This is a genomic window from Chitinophaga terrae (ex Kim and Jung 2007) (assembly GCF_900107795.1).
Lineage (GTDB): Bacteria > Bacteroidota > Bacteroidia > Chitinophagales > Chitinophagaceae > Chitinophaga > Chitinophaga terrae.
Window position 1 is genome coordinate 55,115 of record NZ_FNRL01000009.1, and the last position, 21,755, is coordinate 76,869.

At 47.0% G+C, this 21,755-nt stretch carries 22 protein-coding genes; 9 read left to right on the forward strand and 13 right to left on the reverse strand.

Translation table 11 applies throughout. The features are described from left to right. Nucleotides 1–7: 7 nt before the first annotated feature. Entirely contained in the window at nucleotides 8–1,186 is a 1,179-nt protein-coding gene (locus tag BLV62_RS11565) for an acyl-CoA dehydrogenase family protein (RefSeq protein ID WP_089761769.1), read from the reverse strand. Nucleotides 1,187–1,446: 260 nt separating this feature from the next. On the opposite strand from BLV62_RS11565, the gene BLV62_RS11570 reads away from it, so the two are divergent. Continuing rightward, on the forward strand, nucleotides 1,447–1,740 hold the full coding sequence (locus tag BLV62_RS11570; protein WP_168927920.1) for a YciI family protein: 294 nt from the start codon (nucleotides 1,447–1,449) through the stop codon (nucleotides 1,738–1,740). Nucleotides 1,741–1,763: 23 nt separating this feature from the next. On the opposite strand, the gene pyrF is transcribed toward BLV62_RS11570, so the two are convergent. The 3 genes from pyrF to BLV62_RS11585 form a co-directional block, all read right to left on the reverse strand. Then, entirely contained in the window at nucleotides 1,764–2,588 is an 825-nt protein-coding gene (gene pyrF, locus BLV62_RS11575) for an orotidine-5'-phosphate decarboxylase (protein WP_089761773.1), read from the reverse strand. 208 nt (nucleotides 2,589–2,796) lie between these two features. After that, nucleotides 2,797–3,426, reverse strand: coding sequence for an FMN-binding negative transcriptional regulator (locus tag BLV62_RS11580; RefSeq protein WP_168927921.1), 630 nt, complete (start codon nucleotides 3,424–3,426; stop codon nucleotides 2,797–2,799). A 53-nt stretch (nucleotides 3,427–3,479) separates the two neighbouring features. After that, entirely contained in the window at nucleotides 3,480–4,577 is a 1,098-nt protein-coding gene (locus BLV62_RS11585) for an Mrp/NBP35 family ATP-binding protein (protein WP_089761776.1), read from the reverse strand. A 127-nt stretch (nucleotides 4,578–4,704) separates the two neighbouring features. Between BLV62_RS11585 and BLV62_RS11590 the strand changes: the two genes are divergently transcribed. Next, complete coding sequence (locus BLV62_RS11590; protein WP_089761778.1) at nucleotides 4,705–5,370, forward strand: carboxypeptidase-like regulatory domain-containing protein; 666 nt, start codon at nucleotides 4,705–4,707, stop codon at nucleotides 5,368–5,370. A 54-nt stretch (nucleotides 5,371–5,424) separates the two neighbouring features. Then, nucleotides 5,425–6,324 (forward strand): 3-hydroxyacyl-CoA dehydrogenase family protein, encoded by a 900-nt coding sequence (locus BLV62_RS11595; protein ID WP_089761780.1) that lies wholly within the window; start codon nucleotides 5,425–5,427, stop codon nucleotides 6,322–6,324. A 255-nt stretch (nucleotides 6,325–6,579) separates the two neighbouring features. Here BLV62_RS11595 and BLV62_RS11600 read toward each other — a convergent pair whose 3' ends face one another. Next, the gene (locus BLV62_RS11600) at nucleotides 6,580–7,182 is read right to left on the reverse strand and encodes an IMPACT family protein (RefSeq protein ID WP_089762036.1); all 603 of its coding nucleotides are present in this window, start codon (nucleotides 7,180–7,182) and stop codon (nucleotides 6,580–6,582) included. Between the two features lie 22 nt (nucleotides 7,183–7,204). Next, on the reverse strand, nucleotides 7,205–8,251 hold the full coding sequence (ribD, locus tag BLV62_RS11605; protein ID WP_089761782.1) for a bifunctional diaminohydroxyphosphoribosylaminopyrimidine deaminase/5-amino-6-(5-phosphoribosylamino)uracil reductase RibD: 1,047 nt from the start codon (nucleotides 8,249–8,251) through the stop codon (nucleotides 7,205–7,207). 110 nt (nucleotides 8,252–8,361) lie between these two features. Between ribD and prmC the strand changes: the two genes are divergently transcribed. Further along, nucleotides 8,362–9,213, forward strand: a complete 852-nt coding sequence (prmC, locus tag BLV62_RS11610; RefSeq protein WP_168927922.1) for a peptide chain release factor N(5)-glutamine methyltransferase — start codon at nucleotides 8,362–8,364, stop codon at nucleotides 9,211–9,213. 49 nt (nucleotides 9,214–9,262) lie between these two features. Here the strand turns inward: prmC and BLV62_RS11615 are convergent, their stop codons facing one another. The 3 genes from BLV62_RS11615 to pepT all read right to left on the reverse strand — a co-directional run bounded on the left by BLV62_RS11615 (nucleotide 9,263) and on the right by pepT (nucleotide 11,811). Next, nucleotides 9,263–9,658, reverse strand: coding sequence for an ExbD/TolR family protein (locus tag BLV62_RS11615; RefSeq protein WP_089761786.1), 396 nt, complete (start codon nucleotides 9,656–9,658; stop codon nucleotides 9,263–9,265). 12 nt (nucleotides 9,659–9,670) lie between these two features. After that, entirely contained in the window at nucleotides 9,671–10,384 is a 714-nt protein-coding gene (locus BLV62_RS11620) for a MotA/TolQ/ExbB proton channel family protein (protein ID WP_089761788.1), read from the reverse strand. 173 nt (nucleotides 10,385–10,557) lie between these two features. Beyond that, the gene (gene pepT / locus BLV62_RS11625; RefSeq protein WP_089761790.1) at nucleotides 10,558–11,811 is read right to left on the reverse strand and encodes a peptidase T; all 1,254 of its coding nucleotides are present in this window, start codon (nucleotides 11,809–11,811) and stop codon (nucleotides 10,558–10,560) included. Nucleotides 11,812–12,005: 194 nt separating this feature from the next. Here pepT and metE point away from each other — a divergent pair, with 194 nt between their 5' ends. The 3 genes from metE to BLV62_RS11640 all read left to right on the forward strand — a co-directional run bounded on the left by metE (nucleotide 12,006) and on the right by BLV62_RS11640 (nucleotide 14,968). Then, complete coding sequence (metE, locus tag BLV62_RS11630) at nucleotides 12,006–14,294, forward strand: 5-methyltetrahydropteroyltriglutamate--homocysteine S-methyltransferase (RefSeq protein WP_089761792.1); 2,289 nt, start codon at nucleotides 12,006–12,008, stop codon at nucleotides 14,292–14,294. A 65-nt stretch (nucleotides 14,295–14,359) separates the two neighbouring features. Continuing rightward, complete coding sequence (locus BLV62_RS11635; protein ID WP_089761793.1) at nucleotides 14,360–14,569, forward strand: cysteine-rich CWC family protein; 210 nt, start codon at nucleotides 14,360–14,362, stop codon at nucleotides 14,567–14,569. Nucleotides 14,570–14,578: 9 nt separating this feature from the next. After that, the gene (locus BLV62_RS11640; protein WP_089761795.1) at nucleotides 14,579–14,968 is read left to right on the forward strand and encodes an acyl-CoA thioesterase; all 390 of its coding nucleotides are present in this window, start codon (nucleotides 14,579–14,581) and stop codon (nucleotides 14,966–14,968) included. A 77-nt stretch (nucleotides 14,969–15,045) separates the two neighbouring features. Here the strand turns inward: BLV62_RS11640 and BLV62_RS11645 are convergent, their stop codons facing one another. Next, nucleotides 15,046–15,474 carry an FKBP-type peptidyl-prolyl cis-trans isomerase gene (locus tag BLV62_RS11645; protein WP_089761797.1) on the reverse strand — a complete coding sequence of 143 codons (429 nt, stop codon included), beginning with the start codon at nucleotides 15,472–15,474 and terminating at the stop codon, nucleotides 15,046–15,048. Between the two features lie 92 nt (nucleotides 15,475–15,566). Between BLV62_RS11645 and BLV62_RS11650 the strand changes: the two genes are divergently transcribed. Continuing rightward, nucleotides 15,567–16,733 (forward strand): exo-beta-N-acetylmuramidase NamZ family protein, encoded by a 1,167-nt coding sequence (locus tag BLV62_RS11650; protein WP_089761799.1) that lies wholly within the window; start codon nucleotides 15,567–15,569, stop codon nucleotides 16,731–16,733. 41 nt (nucleotides 16,734–16,774) lie between these two features. Here BLV62_RS11650 and BLV62_RS11655 read toward each other — a convergent pair whose 3' ends face one another. Continuing rightward, nucleotides 16,775–17,908 carry an erythromycin esterase family protein gene (locus tag BLV62_RS11655; protein ID WP_089761801.1) on the reverse strand — a complete coding sequence of 378 codons (1,134 nt, stop codon included), beginning with the start codon at nucleotides 17,906–17,908 and terminating at the stop codon, nucleotides 16,775–16,777. 87 nt (nucleotides 17,909–17,995) lie between these two features. Between BLV62_RS11655 and fmt the strand changes: the two genes are divergently transcribed. Beyond that, nucleotides 17,996–18,922, forward strand: a complete 927-nt coding sequence (fmt, locus tag BLV62_RS11660) for a methionyl-tRNA formyltransferase (protein WP_225889640.1) — start codon at nucleotides 17,996–17,998, stop codon at nucleotides 18,920–18,922. Between the two features lie 199 nt (nucleotides 18,923–19,121). On the opposite strand, the gene BLV62_RS11665 is transcribed toward fmt, so the two are convergent. Next, on the reverse strand, nucleotides 19,122–20,114 hold the full coding sequence (locus BLV62_RS11665) for a LysM peptidoglycan-binding domain-containing protein (protein ID WP_089761802.1): 993 nt from the start codon (nucleotides 20,112–20,114) through the stop codon (nucleotides 19,122–19,124). Between the two features lie 204 nt (nucleotides 20,115–20,318). Then, nucleotides 20,319–21,728, reverse strand: coding sequence for a methyltransferase RsmF C-terminal domain-like protein (locus BLV62_RS11670; RefSeq protein ID WP_089761804.1), 1,410 nt, complete (start codon nucleotides 21,726–21,728; stop codon nucleotides 20,319–20,321). Between the last annotated feature and the right edge of the window lie 27 nt (nucleotides 21,729–21,755).

Genomic DNA, 21,755 nt, shown 5'->3' on the forward strand with positions numbered 1-21,755 from the left:
AAGGATCTTATTTGAAGGCGTCGAGTCCTGTAACATCCATACCCGTGATAAGCAAATGCACTTCGTGCGTTCCCTCATAGGTCATAACGCTTTCCAGGTTCATCATATGACGCATTACAGGGAATTCGCCCGTAATGCCCATGCCGCCAAGTATTGTTCTTGCATTGCGGGCAATATTGGCCGCCACTTCACAGGAATTGCGTTTAGCCATCGATATCTGTGCAGGCGTCGCTTTTCCTTCATTCTTCAATACTCCCAACCGCCAGTTCAGCAACTGCGCTTTCGTGATCTCGGTGATCATTTCCGCCAGTTTCTTCTGCGTCAGCTGGAAACCGCCGATAGGCCTGCCGAACTGTATGCGTTCTTTCGAATATCTTAATGCCGTGTCGTAGCAATCCATTGCTGCGCCTATTACTCCCCAGGCAATGCCATAGCGGGCGGAAGATAAACAAGTTAAAGGACCTTTCAAACCTTTCACTCCCGGCAGGATATTTTCTTTCGGCACTTTTACATTGTCGAAAACCAGTTCGCCCGTAGCGCTGGCGCGTAAACTCCATTTGCCTTTTGTTTCGGGAGTACTGAAACCTTCCATACCCCGTTCTACGATCAGCCCTCTTACCACGCCCTCTTCGTCCTTCGCCCATACTACTGCAATGTCGGCAAACGGTGCGTTGCTGATCCACATTTTTGCCCCGTTCAGCACCACGTGATCCCCGGCGTCTTTAAAGTTAGTGATCATCCCAGCCGGGTTAGAACCATGATCGGGTTCGGTAAGCCCGAAACAGCCCATCATTTCGCCTGTAGCCAGTTTGGGCAGGTATTTCAGTTTCTGCTCTTCGCTGCCGAAAGTATAAATGGGGAACATCACCAGCGATCCCTGCACCGAGGCAGTGGAGCGAATGCCGGAATCGCCCCGTTCCAGTTCCTGCATCATCAGCCCGTAAGCTATGTAATCCAGGCCCCCACCCCCGTATTCGGCAGGAATGGTAGGACCAAAGCAACCCAATTCTCCCAGCCCCTTTATTACCTGGCGGGGAAACTCGGCTTTCTGGCAATATTCTTCAATGATAGGAGAAACGTCTTTTTTGACCCACTGGCGTACTGCATCGCGTATCATCAGGTGTTCTTCACTCAGCAGATCGTCAACTGCGTAATAGTCGGGCGACTGAAACAGATCTTGTTGCATGGAATTTCGGGTTTAGTACCCAATATAAGAAATTAGCCGATACCCCCCATAATTAACGGGATGAACAGTGTTGTGTATAAACTTTTCGTAACTTCACTGTTCTAAAATCGAGAGCTATGGCAAGCAGAATAATACCTGCAATTTTGCTATTGGGATTTGTTTTAATCGTAGTGTTCTTGTTTCACCCCACCCCCATTAAATCAATTACTCCAAATTTAGCAGGTACAAAAACCGTCACCCAGGATTTAAAACAATACTGGATGGTTCTATTAAAGAAAGGGCCTAAATACCAGGAATCGATGAACAACGACAGTTTGCAGCAGGCGCATGTGCATAACATTCAACAACTGGTCAATACAGGTAAATTGGTGGTAGCAGGTCCATTCACTGACGATGGGGATCTGAGGGGGATTTTTATTATGGATTGCCAGGATAGCGCGGAAGTCAACAAACTTGTTAATAAAGACCCTGCTGTGGCGGCAGGCAAACTGATATTCGAGATAAAGCCCTGGCTAACTAACCAGATCATCAGGGGAAAACAGCCTGCCAATTAAAAGGCAGGCTGTTGGAAAAATATTCAGACAGCGGCGGTAGCCATTTTACGCAGGTAGATAGCCATCTCCTGCTGGTAACCCAATGCAACATTTCTTGCATCTGCCGCAAAATCTTCACCATTGCCGGCGTAGATAATTGCCCTGCTGGCATTTACCAGCAGCCCGCAATCTTTATTCATTGCCTGTGTAGAAATCTCTTCCAGGCTGCCTCCCTGCGCTCCGACACCGGGAACAAGGAAGAAATGATCCGGTACCAGTTTACGGATATGACCCAGCTGCGAAGATTGAGTAGCGCCAACAACAAACATGAGATTATCGGGCGTTCCCCACTGCATGCCGGCTTTCAATACCTTTTCAAAAAGGAATTCGTTTGCTGTTTCCAGCAACTGGAAATCCTTGCTTCCTTCATTGGAAGTCAGGCCTAACATGATGGCCCACTTTTCATGGAACTGCAGGAAAGGTTCAACACTGTCTTTCCCCATGTAAGGAGCCACGGTAACGGAGTCGAAATTATATGTTTCGAAAAACGTTTTGGCATACTGGGTAGAAGTATTGCCAATATCGCCCCTCTTTGCATCTGCAATAGTAAAGATACCGGAAGGGATGTATTCAACTGTCCGTTGTAAACTTTCCCAGCCGCGGATACCCATGCATTCGTAAAAAGCAGTATTGATCTTGTAAGCTACGCAAAGATCTTTCGTAGCGTCAATAATTGCCTTGTTAAAAGCAAATACAGGGTCGGCATGTGAAAGCAGGTGCTTTGGAATCTTATGCATATCGGTATCCAGACCAACACACAGATAAGATTGTTTTTCCTTTATCAGATTCACCAGTTCCTGTCGATTCATAGTCGGTTAATTTGGGGCGCAAAGTTAAATAAAACTTAAGCAATGACGCCAGCTTTAAACATATTATGATTACTTATAATTAGCAAAACTTATTTATATTCTTTGTGGCAGTCATCATTTCGCCAGCATATTGACTCTAAAATATTCTGAGGAGATAATTAAAGATATTTCTTTTTACAATCGGAAACATCATTTCCGGAAAATATTTCTAAGCTTGAAAATCACTTCTCCTGGCTTCCATTTCTGCGGCCACTTTCAGCGTATTTTCAGTTCCCAGTTCCTGCAAATGTTTTATAACGCTGTTATAATCATTTGCTTTTTTATTCTGGTTTAGTTTATAGGTTGCAGTCACTTCTTCTACCGCCATTTCAAAACCTACGATCGCTTTCACATTGTTCATCAATGTTTTCTCATCAATCTCGTTAATATGAACAGGGCAGGCAGATGCAGCTTCATATTTTTTCATCAGCGCTCCCAATGCTGCAATCACTTCTTCTTCCGATTGTATCCTGGTATGACCATGTATATGTACTGCCATATAGTTCCAGGTAGGAATTTTAGATTTCTCGTACCAGGAAGAAGAGATGTAGCTATGTGCTCCTGAAAAAACTGCTAACGACTTTCCACGGCTAAAATACTGCCATTGAGGGTTGATCCTGGCAATATGCCCTTCCAGTACGAAGGCGCCTGGCGCTTTTTCTTTTAAAAGCAGGGGGATATGAGTGGCATGGGGAGTATTTGATTCATCGGTGTTAACAAGCAATCCAAATCCGTTTTCCCGGATAAACCCGGCTATTACCTCCCAATCGGATTCCTGGTAATATTTCGGCGTGTACATTAGGTGAAATTTTAAAACCCGGGAATGGGCTGCCATTCCCGGGTTGAAATATATTAAACGATGATATCCACAATTTTAGTTGGTGCAATGTTGGCATTTCTCATGGCGATACTTCTTGCCGCGGCTCCGGCCACATCAAGGAATGCTTTGCGGGTGATCTTCTCGTCTCCTATCATCGCAGGTTTGCCGGCATCGCCTCCTTCCCTGATGCTCTGCACCAGAGGTATCTGGCCGAGGAACGGGATTTCCATTTCTTCCGCCAGTTGTCTTCCGCCGTCTTTCCCGAAGATGTAGTATTTGTTTTCAGGCAGTTCTGCCGGGGTGAAATATGCCATATTTTCTACCAAACCCAGGATAGGTACGTTGATCTGCTGTCCCATGAACATGGCGATACCTTTCTTGGCATCGGCCAGGGCTACATCCTGCGGGGTGGTAACGATCACCGCACCCGTTACCGGAACTGTTTGTACCAGGGTCAGGTGAATATCGCCGGTACCCGGAGGCATATCTATTACCAGGTAATCCAATTCTCCCCAGTATACATCTGTCAGGAACTGGCGCAACGCGCTGCTGGCCATTGGTCCGCGCCAGATAACCGCCTGGCGCTCATCGATCAGCAAACCTATCGACATTACTTTAATGCCGTATTTTTCCATTGGCTGTATCATGCCTTTACCGTTCACATCCACCATCATCGGGCGTTCACCGCGCAATCCGAACATGATAGGAACGGAAGGACCGTAGATATCCGCATCCATCAATCCCACTTTTGCGCCATCCCTTCCCAAAGCCAGGGCCAGGTTGGCTGCCACGGTAGATTTACCTACACCGCCTTTACCGGATGCTACAACGATAATATTTTTAACCTTCGACAATACTCCTTCACCACCAGTGCGTTTTGTATTAACATTCGCTGTCATGACAACTTCAACCTCTGCATCTTTGCTCACCAGCATATGGATGGCATTAACACAGGCGTTGCGGATCATGTCTTTCATCGGACAAGCCGGCGTGGTAAGAATAACTGTAAACTTTACTTTATTGCCGTCGATCTCTATATCTTTAACCATGTTCAGCGTAACCAGATCCTTTCCCAGATCGGGCTCTTCTACGTTGCTCAGGGCCTTTAAAACCTGCTCTTTCGTGATCATAAATTGTTGTTAATTTTGAATCCAGGGAGCAAAGTTAACCCAATTGGCAGTTAATTTTAAATTTCTCTGCAAGGGAGCGGCGCACAATACTACACACCTTTAATTTTTTTTATATCTTAGGACCGGCATGCAGCACAAAAGATCCTACATACTGACACTTTTAATCATAATCGGATTCCTATTTTCACCTTTCCTGTTGAAAGCGCAGATCGCGGAGTTCCGGGACAGTGTCATCCAGATTCAAGGTATCACCATGACTGCCGACAGCCTGAGGGCCGTTCCGGGTGTCAGTATTATGGTGAAAGGCCAGGGCAGGGGAACCATCTCCAACAGGTCCGGCGTTTTTTCTATCGTTGTATTCAAAGGCGATACCCTTTCATTCACCGCAATCGGTTTTAAGCACAAAAATTTCAAGATCCCTCCAGATATCAAGGGAAATACCTTTTCCATGATCCAACTCATGGTAGAAGATACTACCTACCTGCCGGTAACGGTTATCAAACCTTATCCTTCCAGGGAAGAATTTGAACGGTCGTTCGTCAACCTCGCACCTGACGACGCTTACGAAGTGGCCCGCAAAAACACCAACAACGCGCATCTTCGTGCGCTTGCCCGTTACCTGCCGGCAGATGGACGGGAAGGCGTGAATAATTATCTCAACCAGCAGGCCCGCAATCTCTATTACGCCGGTCAACCGCCTCCGCAAAATATCATGAACCCATTTGCCTGGGCACAGTTCATCCAGGCCTGGAAACGGGGTGATTTCAAACGAAAGGATACTGATAACTTCTAGTTTTGATGCCGTTTAATCGTTAGATTTGAAACCGGCTATAAAAATCATTACACCATGCAAAAAATTGCGGTAATTGGTGCTGGTACCATGGGAAATGGTATTGCACACGTATTTGCACAGCACGGATATGCTGTAAACCTCATAGATATCTCTGCTGCTGCACTGGAAAAAGCTTTACAAACGATCGGCAAAAACCTCGACAGGCAGGTAAGTAAAGGCACCATCACAGAAGCTGTCAAAACCGATACGCTGAAAAATATCAGCACGCACACCGACCTGCCCTCAGGCGTAAAGACAGCAGACCTGGTAGTGGAAGCTGCCACAGAGAACATCAACCTGAAACTTAAAATATTCCAGGAACTGGATCTTCACGCGCCAGCCGACGCTATCCTGGCTACCAACACTTCTTCTATTTCCATTACAAAAATTGCCGCTGCCACCAAACGCCCGTCCAAAGTGATTGGCATGCACTTCATGAATCCTGTACCTGTCATGAAACTGGTAGAGATCATCAACGGTTATGCAACAGATAAACAGGTGACTGCCACTATCGCGGATCTTTCCAGGAAGCTGGAAAAAGTTCCCTGCGTAGTGAACGACTACCCCGGTTTCATTGCCAACCGCATACTGATGCCTATGATCAACGAAGCGATCATCTCCCTCTTCGAAGGCGTTGCAGGCGTAGAAGAAATTGATACCGTAATGAAGCTGGGAATGGCCCATCCAATGGGACCCTTACAACTGGCGGATTTCATAGGACTGGATGTATGCCTGTCTATCCTCCAGGTGTTGCACGAAGGTTTCGGTAATCCTAAATATGCGCCATGCCCGCTGCTGGTGAACATGGTAACCGCCGGATACCTTGGCGTTAAAAGCGGGGAAGGCTTCTATAAATACACGCCCGGCAGCAAAGACCTCATCGTGAGCAATCGGTTTGCACGCAACCACGTGTAAGGGGGCACGCAGAGAGGCAAAGAAAGCAAAGCCCGCAAAGGATTTTATTAAGGAAATTAAGAAAGCAAAGGGAGCGAAGATTATGTTATAGTTTATCTTCACTCCCTTTGCTTTCTTATTTTCCTTAAACAATATCTTATGTCCCTTTGCTTTCTTATTTTTCTTAAAACAATATCTTATGTCCCTTTGCTTTCTTATTTTCCTTAAAACAATATCTTATGTCCCTTTGCTTTCTTTGCCTCTCCGCGTGCCCCCTTACACGTGGTTGCGTGCCACCTCCAATCCGTAGATGTCTTTCAGGCGGAGCAGGCATAGTTCTTCGTTGGCTTTAGGGATGCCTATTACCATTTCGCAGAAGAGCTGGAGTTCCTGTGAAAGTACCGTACAGTTCTGTTGTTTGATCACCGTCATTACTTCGTTCATGATCGTATAATCGAAGCTGAGGCGATATTTTGCTTCGATGTTTTTCTGGATAACAGGCACCAGTTGCAGTACCATCGATGCGCTTATTTTATAGGCGTTGATCAGGCCGGGAACGCCCAGCAAGGTGCCGCCAAAATAACGGACAACTACAATAAGTACGTCTGTTAGCTGCTTGCTGTCTATCTGCCCAAGGATGGGTTTACCTGCCGAACCGGAAGGTTCGCCGTCGTCGTTTGCCCTGAATTGCAGCCCGTCTGTTCCTATCCTGTAAGCATAGCAATGGTGCGTGGCTTTGGGATGTTCTTTCTTCACTTCACCCAGGCATGCTTTTACGTCGTCTGTGCTTTTCACAGGAAATACATATCCCAGGAATTTGCTTCCCCTGTCTTTGAACTCAGCTACTGCTGTTTTATCTATTGTAAAGTAAACCTCCATCAATGTTATTTAGAGTACAGGACTATCCCCTGCGTTGGTAAAAATCAATTCTGTCTGTATCCACCTGCTCCGTGTGTATGAGGGTAGCATCTGAAAGCGCCGGCGCCGCGAGTCCGCCGGGCAGTGTAACCGTTCCCGTTATTACCCTGGCTTCATCCCATAACCCGGCAGCGATAAATTGTTCCAGCAGGTAACTGCCTCCTTCCACCAGAATGCTCTGTATATGCCGGTTGTGAAGCTTTTCCAGCAGCTGCGGCAGTATCGGCTGTTTGAAATCGAGCTGCATCTGTTCTGTAAGCCCGTTGGAATCTTCACTTTCAGCAGTTATAAAGATGGTAGGCACAGTTCCGTCCCAGAGATGATAATGCCTGGGTATTTTCAATGCCCGGTCGATCACCAGCCTGACAGGATCTTTGCCTGTCCATAGCCGGTTGGTGAGCTTGGGATTATCCATTAAAGCAGTGCGGGTGCCTACAAGAATGCTCATTTCTTCGCTTCTCCACTTGTGTACCAGCCTGTCTGTATACTTGTTGGAAATCTTTACCGGCGCGCCCTCTGCCCCGGCTATCAGGCCGTTGGCGCACTGGGCCCATTTTAATATGATATAGGGTCTTTTCTTTTCATGAAAGGTGAAGAAGCGGCGGTTAATAGCCCTGCATGCTTCTTCCAGCATCCTGGTATGCACCCTGATGCCTGCTTTTTCCAGTTTCTCAATCCCTTTGCCGGCAACTGCAGAAAAGGTATCCACGCAGCCTATGACCACTTCAGGGATCCGCTGGCTTACGATCAGATCGGCGCAGGGCGGTGTTTTACCATGATGGGCACAAGGCTCCAGGCTTACATACATGGTAGACAGGGGAATCAGCACCCTGTCGGCCTCCTGAACACTATTAACACAATTCACTTCCGCGTGCGCCTGCCCGTATTGCCGGTGATAGCCTTCACCAATGATACGGCCCTGGTGAACCAGCACCGCTCCTACCATCGGGTTCGGAGCCACGTTACCGGCGCCCATGGCGGCCAGTTCCAGGCAACGCCGCATAAAAATTTCGTCGATAGTATTGGTCATAATCAAGCCTTAAGTAATAACTTTGCAAAAGTATCGTTTTTAACACAATGGAGAGTGCGACTTCCCCGGTTTGCAGTTTCCAGATTCACCACATCGCAAAATTTTTCATATTGACTATACAAACAGCCTTTACCTATATTACCGGCGCCATCGGCGATCTATATGAAGAAAGGGAAGCTGCCAACATCGCGCATATCGTCATGGAATCTTTGACCGGTATGAGCAAATTAGACCGCATCGTAAACAAAACAAACTTATTAACCCCCGAACAGAACCAGCGGCTTAAAGCGGCTATAGAAGCCTTATTGCGTAAAGAACCCGTGCAATACATCACCGGCAGTACCTGGTTTTACGGGATGGAACTTAATGTGAACAACCAGGTATTGATACCCAGGCCTGAAACGGAAGAACTGGTAGAATGGATGGTGAACGACGCCACGGGCCGCAGCGGGTTAAAGATCCTGGATGTAGGCACCGGCAGCGGCGCCATTCCGCTGGCGCTTAAAAGATCGCTGCCGGATGCAGCTGTGATGGCTATCGATATCAGCCCCGGCGCCCTGGAAGTGGCTTCCGGGAATGCCGCCAAATGGAAGCTCGACGTTCATTTCCAGCAAATGGATGCGCTGGACCCACTGCAACTCGCTACCTTGCCCAACTTCGACCTGGTAGTGAGCAATCCTCCTTATATTACGCAGAGCGAGAAAACGGGAATGCAGGAACAGGTATTGGCCTATGAGCCAAGCCTGGCGCTATTTGTACCGGATAACGACCCGTTGCTGTTTTACAGGCATATTGCCCAAATGGCGCAGCAGAAGCTGAAGGCCGGCGGAGCCCTGTATTTTGAGATCAATGAAGCATTAGGGAAAGAAGTGGTAGAACTGCTGAAAGCCCTGCAATTCAAAGAGGTGATCCTGAAACAGGATATGTTCGGGAAAGACAGGATGATAAAAGCATCGATATAAAAAAAGCCCCGGAACTGCTCGTTCCGGGGCTTTTTACTTTATAAATATTTTATTTCCGGGCCGTTGCCAGCACCACTTTAGCGCCAATTTCCCTGGCCACTTCCATCACATTCACTACATCTTCTACAGGCACGCTCTTCTCCGCATTGATCACAATGGTAGGATCAGTTTTTTCATTGGCCACAGAAGGCGCCAACGCCTGTTTCAGCTGGTCGAACGACACTTTGGTAGTGCCTACAAAGAACTCCCGTTTGTCGTTGATGCTCACTACTACCGTTTGTTTAGCCTTGGTGTTGCTTTTGGCCTTGGGCAGCATTAACTTGATCACATTGGGATTAGCCAGCGTGGAAACAATGAGGAAGAACAACAGCAGGATGAACAGGATATCGTTCAACGCTGAGTTGTGCATTTCCACATGTTTCTTATTTCGACTGCGTAAATTCATAATCAGGATTTTTTAGCGGGTAGGTTCCTGCAGGATGTCAATAAATTCAGAGGAAGAAGCTTCCATTTTATTTACCACTTTATCTATCTGTGCATTCAGATAGCTGTACCCGATGAAGGCTACGATACCGATGATCAGACCTGTTGCAGAGGTGATCATTTTAACGTAGATACCACCTGCTATTGTTCCCAGTGTAATATCTGAAGTAATGGAGATGTTAAAGAAGGTCTGGATCATACCGGCGATAGTTCCCAGGAACCCGAACATCGGGGCTATACCTGCGATGATGGAGAGGATCACCAGGTTCTTTTCCATCCTGTAAACTTCCAGCTTACCCACGTTCTCCATTGATTTTTCTATGCTTTCTATTGGTTTGCCTATCCGCTGGATACCCTTTTCGATCATCCTGGCAATGGGGCCCGGCGTGTTCTTGGCCAGTGACCTGGCAGATTGCATGTTGCCGGAAGTGATCTGGTCGCGGATCATGGCCATAAAATTATCAGGTATTTTACCGGCTTTGGATATGGTAATAGCCCTTTCCACGAAAACGTATATGGCTATCAGTGATAATACGCCGAGAGGAATCATCAGCACGCCCCCTTTCATCAGCATATCTAAAAGATGGATCTCCTGGGCCGGGGCGGCAGTAGTAACGCCCTGTGCTACCGTATCGGCTTTGGGCAGGAGCAGAGAGTCTTGTACTTGAGTAATAAAACCTAACAACATGAACTATATTTTAACGGGTGCATAAGTAGAATACAAATAAAACGCTTAAAGTAGTAAAATATTTGTTGATTTCAGAAAATATGGATCGATGGAGATGTGCGCTGTTTAACGTTCTGTAAGAATTAACAGCGGCGGATCCCCATCGATCTTAGCTTTCCGGAATCTATATTTTGCTATTGACGGCTCTTCTCCTCCCAAACTTGTGCCAAGTATACGATCGTTTGCACGGCTTTCTGCATATCCTGTATGCTTACATACTCATGTTTGCCATGCAGGGCCATCTCTCCTGTAAAAATATTCGGGCAGGGCAATCCCATAAACGATAAACGGGAACCGTCGGTACCTCCCCTGATGCTCATCCTCAATGGCTGCAATCCCGCCCTTTTTATGGCTTCGGCTGCATAGGCGGTAACTTCAGGGTGATTCACCAATACTTCTTTCATATTGCGATACTGGGAATTCACTTTTAAAGTAGCCCTGGCCCCCGGGAACCTGGCCACTACCCTGTCCATAGTCGTGCGCAGGAAGTTTTCATGCGCTTCCAGGGCATTGGTATCAAAATCCCTGATGATGAAATCTATCTCCGCTTTTTCTGCAACTCCCTGTATCCTTACAGGATGTACGAAACCTTCCCGGTCTTCGGTTGTTTCGGGCGACAAGCTGTCTTTAGGCAAAGCGTCTACAATAGCTGCCGCCACTTTGATAGCGCTTACCAGTTTGTTTTTGGCTGATCCCGGATGTGCGCTGACACCGTATACGGTGATCTTAGCCCCGTCGGCCGAAAAGTTCTCATCTTCCAGCGAACCGGCTTCTCCACCATCCATCGTATAACCAAAATCAGCTGCCAGCTTCTTCATATCCACTTTGTCAACCCCTCTTCCTATTTCTTCATCCGGGGTAAACAAAATGCGGATAGCTCCATGCTTCACTTCAGGATGCGTCATCAGGTAATGGGCAGCGTCCATGATCTCCGCCACGCCGGCTTTGTCGTCGGCGCCCAGCAAGGTTGTGCCGCTGGCGGTAATTATATCGTCTCCCTTCTTTTCCAGGAGGTAAGGATGTTCTTTGGGACTGATAACGATGTTCTCATCGTCCGGGAGGCTGATGTCTCCCCCCTCATACCCTTTGTGTATAATGGGTTTTACGCCCGTGCCGCTGCTGTCTGACGAGGTATCTACATGTGAACAGAAGCAGATCACGGGTACTTTTTTATCCGTATTGGCAGGGATCGTGGCATATACATAGCCATATTCATCCAGTTCTGCATCCGTGATGCCCATTTCTTTCAATTCTTTCACCAGTAGACGGGAGAGATCTTTCTGCTTTTCGGTGCTCGGAAAAGTATTGCTAAGCGGGTCAGATTGCGTATCTATCTGAACGTAACGCATAAAGCGTTCGACAACTGTATAATCGTAATTAGTAAACATGGTGCAAACGTAAGAAAAAACAGGTTACTGGCTTTCCGTGAATTTTTCTGTTTTTCAGCGTCCCATATTCCAGTTTTAGAAAAAACATCTTTTTAAACATACAAAAATAGAACAAAACACCAAATTTTTTCAAAAATAAAAACAAACATCGAATGTTTATAGGTTTGCGTAGAACAAAACGATATCCTAATACGATGCTAACCAACATTCCGGGCTATCCGAGAGTAGGAAGCCAACGCGCATTAAAGAAAGCCTGTGAGAACTATTGGGCAGGTAAAATTTCCCTGGAACGTTTAGAATTAACGGCAAGGGAGCTACGAAGAGAAAACTGGGAATTGTTGAAAGAAAAAGGAATTGATCTTATTCCGTCCAACGATTTTTCCTTTTACGACCAGGTACTGGATATGAGCATGACCCTGGGCGTTATTCCTTCCCGCTTCCAGGCCTTGCAGGCATCGCTGGCCCATCCGCGCTGCCTGGAGCTATATTTTGCTATGGCAAGAGGATACCAGAAGAATAATTTTGACCTGACCGCCCTGGAGATGACCAAATGGTTTGATACCAACTATCACTACCTGGTGCCGGAATTCGAGAAAACCCAAAGCTATCATCTCTACCAGCCTAAATGTGTAGAAGAATTCAAAGAAGCCCGGCAACTGGGCATTCACACGAAACCTGTGCTGGTAGGACCGGTAACATTCATACTAAGCGGCAAGATCAAAGACGACCAGCTCACCCAGGCTGAGGTACTGCAGAAATTATTGCCTGTTTATATTCAATTGCTGCAGGAGTTGAAACGCGCCGGGGCTACCTGGGTGCAGATAGACGAACCTGCCCTGGTCACAGACCTGGGCCAGGCTGTGAAAGAACTGTACCACACTGCATTTACAGTGATCAGGCAGGCAGTTCCTGAACTGAAAATATTGCTGACCACTTATTTTGGGGGGTTAGAAGATAATACAGCGCTCACTGTTCAGCTGCCTGTTGCCGCTGTACATATAGACCTGGTAAGGGCGCCGCAGCAACTCGACGAAGTACTGGCCCTGTTGCCCAACGACAAACAGCTTTCGCTGGGCGTGGTAGATGGCCGCAATATCTGGAAAAACGATTATGAAGCGTCGCTGGCGCTTATCAATAAAGCCATCCGGCACCTGGGCAAAGAACGTGTGATCATTGGCACTTCCTGTTCCCTGCTTCACTCGCCCTACGACCTGGACCTCGAAACAGAATTGAACCCCGATGTAAAACAATGGATGGCATTTGCCAAACAGAAAGTTGGAGAAGTAATAGCCCTGAGCGATGTTATTGAAGGAGAAACCTGGCTGCTGGAAGAGAACAGGAAAGCGATGGAGAGCCGCAAAACCTCTCCTATCATCCACAAACCTGCTGTAAAAGCCAGGTTAAAGGAGGTAACGGAAAAGGATATGCAAAGGAACAGTCCTTTTGCTGTAAGGCAGGCCATACAGCACGAAAGCCTTCGCCTTCCGCTGTTCCCAACCACAACCATCGGTTCCTTCCCTCAAACAAAGGAGATACGGCAATTGCGCGCAGACCTGAAGAAAGGCATTATCAGCGAAGAAACATACAGGGCGGAAATCCGTGAAGCGATCACCGACACTATCTACCGGCAGGAGAGCCTGGGCCTGGATGTGCTGGTGCATGGCGAGTTTGAACGCAACGACATGGTGGAATACTTCGGCGAACAACTGGATGGATTTTTATTTACTCAATATGGCTGGGTGCAGAGTTATGGCAGCAGGTGCGTGAAACCTCCTGTTATTTTCGGAGATGTGCAGCGCCCGCAGGCGATGACGGTAAACTGGAGCAAATACGCCCAGTCGCTGACCGACAAACCCGTAAAAGGCATGCTCACAGGGCCTATTACCATCCTCCAATGGTCTTTTGTCCGCAACGATCAGCCAAGAATGGATACCGCTTTCCAGATCGCACTGGCTATCAGGGATGAAGTGAAAGAGCTGGAAGAAGCGGGTATCACGGTGATACAGGTTGATGAGCCGGCGCTGAGAGAAGGCTTGCCATTACGCCAGTCGGCCAGGGCGGAATACCTGGAAAAAGCTGTGCAGGCGTTCCGCCTGGCAGTATGTACTGTTGATGATAATACGCAGATACATACGCATATGTGTTATGCAGAGTTCAATGATATTATCGAACATATTGCGGCGATGGATGCAGATGTGATCACGATAGAAACCTCCCGTTCACAGATGGAGATACTGGAGGCTTTCGCTGCATTCAAATATCCTAATGAAACAGGTCCGGGGGTGTACGATATCCACTCGCCAAGAGTGCCTTCCGTAGCAGAAATGGAAACGTTGCTTAAGAAAGCCGTGCAACTGTTACCGGTTCAGAACATCTGGGTAAACCCGGATTGCGGGCTAAAAACAAGGAACTGGCCTGAAACGGAATCAGCATTGCGGAACATGGTTACCGCCGCGAAGAACCTGCGCAGCAGCTATAATTAGCGGTTTTGAGAGTGGATGACGAAATAATCATCGAGCATCCACTCCAAAATTCCTACATTTACTGCATGCCATGTCATGAAACCATAACTTGCCCGCGTTGCGGACGGCCTTTTGAATGCCGTGTAGGTACTATCCTGCAGTGCCAGTGCCAGGAAGTGGTGTTGTCGGAAGCGGAAACAGCTTATATCCGGCAGCAATACAATGGTTGTTTATGCGCAGATTGTTTACGCGACATGAAGGTTGCTTACACGCAAGCTAACATCTCATCTTCTTAATATTCAGTTATGGCCTACGAGCAACAGATTGCAGATTCGGTGACCAGGATCTTTAAAGCAGTATTTCCCAATACCGTTAACCATTACGATACTTTATTCGGCGGAACGGCAATGCAATTGATGGACGAAGTAGCATTCATTACCGCTACCCGTTTTACAAGGATGCGAACAGTAACTGTATCTTCCGACCGTATAGATTTTAAAAAACCTATTCCTCACGGCACTATCGTTGAATTGGTTGGAGAAGTGAAAGAGGTCGGAAATACGAGTCTTAAAGTAGAAGTAAATGTATACGTGGAACAGATGTATGAAAAACACCGGGAAAAGGCCATCAGCGGCACTTTCACCTTTGTGGCGATCGACGAGCATAAGAAGCCGACGAAGATACAGGTAGCATAGTATTTTTTGAATGATTATAATAATAGAAAGGCCGTCTCTACCAGGTAGAGACGGCCAATTCGTTTATATAACCGGAATTACTTGATTTCAACCAGTTCCAGATCAAAGATCAGGTCCTCGCCTGCCAGCGCATGGTTAGCATCGAGAGTGATAGCAGCATCAGAAATACCAACTACTTTTACCAGGAATACCTGGCCCTGGGGATTGCTCATCTGCAGCTCATCGCCGATCTGAGGATTCATATCAGGAGGCATGTTTTCCTTTGGAAATTCGATGATCATCTCTTCACTTTTCGGACCATATGCCTGATCAACAGGGATATGAATGGTCTTTTTATCACCGACTTTCATTTCCAGCACCCCATTCTCGAAACCTTTGATAACCATACCGGCACCTACCTTGAATTCCAGTGGATCTCTACCTTCAGATGAATCGAAGGTAGTACCGTTAGTCAAACGGCCATGGTAATGTACCTTTACAGTATCCCCGTTTTTAACAGTTTGCATAAAATAACTTGTTTAATGTTAATAATAAGCGCAAGATACAAAAAGCTGGTATAATCGGTTTTTTTTGGTATATATTACTGTATCTTAACGCTATGAACCGTATATTCCTGTTTTGCCTCATCCTCCTGGGATGCTACTTTAGATCTACCGCACAATATGCGGACCATGTTTTACCCGGCGCCACACAAACTGCCCGATATTTACCATTACTGAAAAATAAACGAGTAGCCCTGATGGTGAATCAAACCTCCACCATTGATAAAACACACCTGGTCGACTCGTTGTTGAAACTGAAGATCAATATTGTAAAAATTTTTAGCCCGGAACATGGTTTCCGCGGTACAGCCGGCCATGGCGAATCTGTTGCCAACAGTATAGATTCCGCTACAGGCCTTCCTATCATTTCCCTCTACGGCCAGCACCGCAAAGCCACCGCAGCAGATCTTAAAGATGTGGATATCCTGGTATTCGATGTACAGGATGTGGGTACCCGTTTCTTCACCTATATTTCCTCTTTGCAGGAGTTGATGGAATCAGCCGCCGAAAACAAGAAAACACTGGTGATCCTTGATAGGCCCAATCCCAACGGCGATTATATTGATGGCCCCGTTTTGGACACCGCCTATCGCTCGTTCGTAGGGATGCAGCCCATCCCCGTGGTTCACGGGATGACTGTTGCCGAATATGCACGTATGCTGAATGGAGAACGCTGGTTAAGCAAAGGCCTGAAATGCGATATTAAAGTAGTGCCTTGCGAGAACTATACTCACCAGACCTACTATAAACTACCTGTTAAACCATCTCCCAACCTGCCTAATATGGCGGCTGTAAACCTCTACCCTTCCCTTTGTTTCTTTGAGGGCACTGCCCTTAGCCTGGGCCGGGGTACAGATAAGCCATTCCAGGTATATGGCTCTCCTTTATTCCCGAAACAGGATTTTTCTTTCACGCCAAAGGCCAGCGCCACGAATCCAACACCGGTACTGAAAGACCAGGTTTGCTACGGGTTCGACCTGAGCCACGCACCTGAAACCGTTCCGTACAAAGGCAGGAAACTGGAACTGAAATGGCTGATCAGCGCATACCACCTGTTCCCGAATAAAGACAAATTCTTTAATCCTTTCTTCGCCAAACTTGCCGGCACTAAAACACTGCAACAGCAAATAGAAAAAGGATTATCAGAAGCGGAAATACGGAAAAGCTGGGAACCCGGGCTGGCGAAATTCAAAGTGATCAGGGCCAAATACCTGTTATATTAGTTATAAAAAGATGTGGTTGCAGGGGTCTGCAACCACATCTTTTAAAGCACCACCGCATTCGTTACCTGTGGCGCCTTTACGCTTATTATCACTTCTTCATTACGCGTATTGAAACATTCCCCGTACTGACCTGATTTCAATATTACCTCCACCGTTACCTTACCGGCTGGCGTAGGCGCTGGCAAACAGTTTTCCGGCCCATAAACTCCAATGTTGGCAAACTGGTTCCCCCACCTGCTCCTGATAAAATTTCCCATCCACCTGTAATCCCTTCCGCCAAAAGACTGTTTCTGCTCCTGCAAATGCTGGGTGGCAGCCCAAACAATGATCTTTGCATCCGGGCGCTGGTCCGCATAATAACGGAGATTATTGAACATAGCGCTATCTCTCAGCAACATGGCGTTAGGATCTACATAAAAATCAGACATGGCACGCAAGTTTTGCAGGTTAAGATCCAGCCATTGCGAGCCGCCGGCAAACCGCTGCAAGGCATACACAGCTTTATGAGCCGTTATAGCACTGGCTTTCAGGCTATCGACCTTAAATATTTTAAAAATATTCTTATAATCCATATACCCATTGTAGAACCTGGAATACAACGCCACAGCATCATCCAGCTTTGCAACATAATAATCGACCGAATCTGCTGCGCTCTTCTTTATCTCCTCCCTGATCGCATTTCCCAATAACACGGGATTTTGAAAATCTATACCGCCAATGCTTACACGATTATTATTCGCCTTGTTATAATCACGTAGCCAGGCAAACAGTTCCCCGATCCTGGGAGTATTGTAAATATTTTTCAACACGTAATCGTTCGTCGCATTCATTTCTTTGAGCGCAGTGCGCAGGTCTACATGGTCATCTCCCTTAATGTAACGATCCAATAACTGGCAGGCGTTCAGGCTGGCTTCCAGCAGTACCAGGCTGAAATTATGTTGCTCGACCAGCGATTTGAGCAACTGGGATTTTATCTTGTAATAGGAAGATTTAAGATGTTCGGCCTCTCCAAGCCCTACCACTTTCTTCTCTTTAACGGCATTAACGGCCAGCTTCAGTTGGTCTGCCGATAAGGTATCGGCCTTGTAATTGCCGGTTGCAGCAAGGTATTGGGCGGTACAGTCAGATGTTTTGAATAAATAACAGGCTAATAAAACCAGGAAATAACGAAGCATAGCGACAAATTTTTTATAACCATCCAGATTAAAAATACCTTGTTTTCCATAAAAACATCCTTCATGGGAAATAATTAAATTGCACCCATGAATAAAGATTTCAAGATTGTTTTTATGGGAACGCCCGACTTTGCAGTGGCTTCCCTGGATATATTGGTTCAAAACGGGTTTAATATCGTGGGAGTGGTTACGGCTCCTGACAAACCCGCGGGGCGCGGACTTCAGCTGCAGGAAAGCGCCGTGAAACGGTATGCTGTCAGCAAAGGATTGAAAGTTTTACAACCTGAGAAACTGAAGAACCCTGCATTCCTGGAAGAACTGAAAGCGCTGAATGCCGACCTGCAGGTAGTGGTAGCGTTCCGTATGTTGCCTGAGCTGGTATGGAATATGCCTCCGCAGGGCACTATCAACGTACATGCATCGTTGTTACCCAACTACCGGGGCGCAGCGCCTATCAACTGGGCTGTAATCAACGGGGAGAAAGAATCAGGCGTCACCACGTTCAAACTGCAACACGAAATAGATACAGGCGATGTACTGTTCAGTGAACGGGTGCCTATCCGTGAAGATGAAACAGCCGGCGAACTGCACGACGTATTAATGCAAACCGGCGCAACGCTCCTGCTGAAAACCGTTACAGCGATCGCCGAAAACCAGGTCACTCCTATCCCCCAGGCCAATATCCCGTTGGACGAGATCAAACACGCTCCAAAGATCTTCAAAGAAACCTGCCAGATCAAATGGGACCGGCCCCTGGACGCAATATACAACCTGGTGAGAGGCCTCAGTCCTTACCCTACCGCCTGGACAACCTTCCAGGGCAAAACCCTGAAAATATTCAAGGCACATAAAGAGCATACCACTCCAACCGTTGCGCCAGGCGAATTTGTGACTGATCAGAAAACCTTCATCAAAATAGCCGCGCCCGATGGCTACCTCTCCCTCGACGAAATCCAGCTGGAAGGCAAGAAGAAAATGGATATCACGAGCTTCCTGAGGGGCTACCGGTTCTAGTTTCACGGAGTTTCACGCAAAGAAGCAAAGAAGCAAAGAGGCATAAGGATTTTTTGACCGAAGCAAAAATAAGAAAGCAAAGAAGTGGAGATTGTTTTTTGTCACAAGTATCTCTACTTCTTTGCTTTCTTATTTTCCTTAAAACAAATTTCTTATGCCTCTTTGCTTCTTTGCTTCTTTGCGTGAAACTCCGTGAAACCTACTTCTCGTAGCTAAGTTCGCAATAGAACTTGGTTTCGTTGCTGCCCAGCGCTTCCATAGCGGCATCGCTCAGTTTGATGATGAGGCCCGCGTTGGGTTTCAGCTGAGGGATCACGTCCAGGACCTTCGCATAAACGAATTTGCCGTTCAGTGGATTGGTCACTTTGATGATAGTACCTCTGGGGGCAGAGTTATGTAATGCGTAGTATTTATTTACCGCGTTGCTTTTAAACCAGGTGCCGGGGCCTTTTTCGGTGGCCACCTTTTTACCGTTGTTGGTCTGTTCCATGTACAGTTGTTCGAAGTCGGTACTGGTAGAAGCAGGAACGTTGGTTTTTACCGGAGTGGCAGCTTCCGCAACTGGCTCGGGTTTCGAAGCAGGAGGCGGAGTTGCCGCAGTAGTGTTGTTATCTACCTGGTCGCCTGTATGATCACCGGCCGGGTCCTGGGTAATAATTTCCTTTTCCGCCGGTTTCTTGGCCGGTTTCGCCGGTGGAGCAGCCGCTACTTCTCCGCCTTCGCTGGCTGCCGGAGCAGCGCTGGCTGCATTGCCTCCTTTCAGGTAACCAATGATAATGTAGGAATCTTTCTTTAATCCATCACCTGATAATTTATTCCAGGTACGGATGTTATCCAGTGCTACCTTATTGTAGTTAACACTAACGCGATAGAGCGTTTCTTTATCAGTTACTTTGTGATAGACAGGTTGACCAGTTGCACCGGCTTTCTGGGAAAAGTTGGTGGCGGTAAGCGGGATATTTATCTGTTTACCCAACTGTAAACCATGATCCATGGAAATTTTATTGGCAGAGGCAATTTCTTTTGGAGGTATGCCATAGGCACGGCTTAGACTATAGAAATTTTCTCCTTTTTTAACGGTGTGGGTGATGTATAGCGAAGGCGTTGTACCCTTCACTTCCAGTACATCCTGGGCCTGCACAGCTACTGCACTGAAACCAAACAAGACGATTGACAGAATCGATTTTATCATACAAACTTTATTTATAATTGATGTGCTGTTACTTGTCGAAATACTTAGGCAAACAATTATGCTTTCGGGCAACGAATATATGCGTAAAAATTGACAAATTTACTTATTAAACCAAACGGAGAATCCTTCATTTTGTTGTAACCGGTCATCAGGAATTTCGTCCGCCAGTCTCTTCAAAACCCAGAACAGCAAACCTTCTGCGGTTCACAGCCCCTGGATATCTTTCAGGATTCGCAATTCTTTTGGATAATAATTATTTATCCTGTTAGGTAAAAATTTCGCCCAACCCAGTTGCATTCCTTCATAGGCAACTAATCCCCAGCCCTTTACAGGCAATGAGATCCCAGGGTCTTCCTTTTTCAGGTATTGCAATGCTGCCTGTTTACTGAGTTCTACCACCGGCACCTGCTCTGCCGCCAATGTGCTCATGGCCAGTTGATGATCAGGTATCAATTCTTTTGCCCCCAACTGTCCCAGTTTCACTCCGGCTTTGCGTATGTAAAGTTGCTGTTGCAATGCCGGTAAAGCCGCTGCTACAGCCGGCGCCAAACCAAGCACCTCATCCTGGTGCAGGAAGAATTCATATCCCGCCGGCTTATTTACCCAGGGCGAAAGAAGATCCAGCTGCTTTGCCGTCAGCGTACCTGTTTTATTTTTCTGTTTGGGTTCCCTGAATTCTTTTTCCCCGCCCTTCTTCCGGAGGCAAGCCAGGAAAAGGCCTTCGCCTTTCAACCTGTCGGGGTAGAACCGGTATCCCGATAAATTTCGTTTACTCGTTTCCGTTATAATTATATTCCATTCTTCTGGTATCGGCAAAGGAATATTTTCCAGTTCAAAATGATCGGCCAGCCAGTCTAAGATGGCTTCATCTTCTGCTGCCGAAAAAGAACAGGTAGAATAGATCAACACCCCGCTCGCTTTCAGGGCTGGTAGTATGTCGGCCAGGATGCGCTGCTGGCGCTGACTGCATAAGGCCACATGATCCAGCGACCATTCAGAGATCAGTTCAGGGTCACGCCGGAAAAGTCCGCTGCCAGAGCAGGGCGCATCTACCACCACCAGGTCGAAATACCCTTGCAACGCGGCAAAATCCTTTGGGTCGTTGTTGCTTACCACAACATTGGCCGCTCCCCATTTCGTGAGGTTATCGGCCAGCAAAGCAGCCCGGGATTTGATGACTTCATTGGAGACCAGCAAACTGTTGTCAGGAAGCAGTGACTGCAACAAAGTGGATTTTCCTCCCGGCGCCGCGCACAGATCCAGGACCTTCAGACCTGCACCGGGGTCTGTGGTCTGTTTCACTGCATATTCCAGGAACATGGAAGATGCTTCCTGTACATAGTATGCACCTGCATGAAAATATGGATCGAGTGTGAAAGACGGGCGTTGGGGAAGGTAATATCCCTGGGATGTCCACGGTACTTTACTGACGCCGGTTGCGGATAACGACTGAAGAACTTTATCGATCCCGTTTGCTGACCTGAGCTTATTGGGGTTAAGGCGGAGAGAAGTAACCTTTTCTGCGGCTTCATGCACCTGCTCAAAAGTTGCGCGATTGTACCCCGGAATTCCTTCCAATGACTCTAATAATGCTGCTGGTAAATGACTGGACAAAGGTGTTTTTCTGCAAAAATAAGAAAA

Excerpts from the sequence above, each read along its gene's own strand:
- BLV62_RS11590 (WP_089761778.1), top strand. The coding sequence starts at position 4,705 with ATGCAGCACAAAAGATCCTACATACTGACACTTTTAATCATAATCGGA.
- metE (WP_089761792.1), top strand. The coding sequence starts at position 12,006 with ATGCTAACCAACATTCCGGGCTATCCGAGAGTAGGAAGCCAACGCGCA.
- BLV62_RS11650 (WP_089761799.1), top strand. The coding sequence starts at position 15,567 with ATGAACCGTATATTCCTGTTTTGCCTCATCCTCCTGGGATGCTACTTT.
- BLV62_RS11580 (WP_168927921.1), bottom strand. The coding sequence starts at position 3,426 with ATGTACACGCCGAAATATTACCAGGAATCCGATTGGGAGGTAATAGCC.
- BLV62_RS11600 (WP_089762036.1), bottom strand. The coding sequence starts at position 7,182 with ATGGAGGTTTACTTTACAATAGATAAAACAGCAGTAGCTGAGTTCAAA.
- BLV62_RS11620 (WP_089761788.1), bottom strand. The coding sequence starts at position 10,384 with ATGTTGTTAGGTTTTATTACTCAAGTACAAGACTCTCTGCTCCTGCCC.
- BLV62_RS11645 (WP_089761797.1), bottom strand. The coding sequence starts at position 15,474 with ATGCAAACTGTTAAAAACGGGGATACTGTAAAGGTACATTACCATGGC.
- pepT (WP_089761790.1), bottom strand. The coding sequence starts at position 11,811 with ATGTTTACTAATTACGATTATACAGTTGTCGAACGCTTTATGCGTTAC.
- BLV62_RS11640 (WP_089761795.1), top strand. The coding sequence starts at position 14,579 with ATGGCCTACGAGCAACAGATTGCAGATTCGGTGACCAGGATCTTTAAA.
- BLV62_RS11635 (WP_089761793.1), top strand. The coding sequence starts at position 14,360 with ATGCCATGTCATGAAACCATAACTTGCCCGCGTTGCGGACGGCCTTTT.
- pyrF (WP_089761773.1), bottom strand. The coding sequence starts at position 2,588 with ATGAATCGACAGGAACTGGTGAATCTGATAAAGGAAAAACAATCTTAT.
- BLV62_RS11585 (WP_089761776.1), bottom strand. The coding sequence starts at position 4,577 with ATGATCACGAAAGAGCAGGTTTTAAAGGCCCTGAGCAACGTAGAAGAG.
- BLV62_RS11595 (WP_089761780.1), top strand. The coding sequence starts at position 5,425 with ATGCAAAAAATTGCGGTAATTGGTGCTGGTACCATGGGAAATGGTATT.
- BLV62_RS11615 (WP_089761786.1), bottom strand. The coding sequence starts at position 9,658 with ATGAATTTACGCAGTCGAAATAAGAAACATGTGGAAATGCACAACTCA.
- fmt (WP_225889640.1), top strand. The coding sequence starts at position 17,996 with ATGAATAAAGATTTCAAGATTGTTTTTATGGGAACGCCCGACTTTGCA.
- BLV62_RS11665 (WP_089761802.1), bottom strand. The coding sequence starts at position 20,114 with ATGATAAAATCGATTCTGTCAATCGTCTTGTTTGGTTTCAGTGCAGTA.
- ribD (WP_089761782.1), bottom strand. The coding sequence starts at position 8,251 with ATGACCAATACTATCGACGAAATTTTTATGCGGCGTTGCCTGGAACTG.
- BLV62_RS11570 (WP_168927920.1), top strand. The coding sequence starts at position 1,447 with ATGGTTCTATTAAAGAAAGGGCCTAAATACCAGGAATCGATGAACAAC.
- BLV62_RS11655 (WP_089761801.1), bottom strand. The coding sequence starts at position 17,908 with ATGCTTCGTTATTTCCTGGTTTTATTAGCCTGTTATTTATTCAAAACA.
- BLV62_RS11565 (WP_089761769.1), bottom strand. The coding sequence starts at position 1,186 with ATGCAACAAGATCTGTTTCAGTCGCCCGACTATTACGCAGTTGACGAT.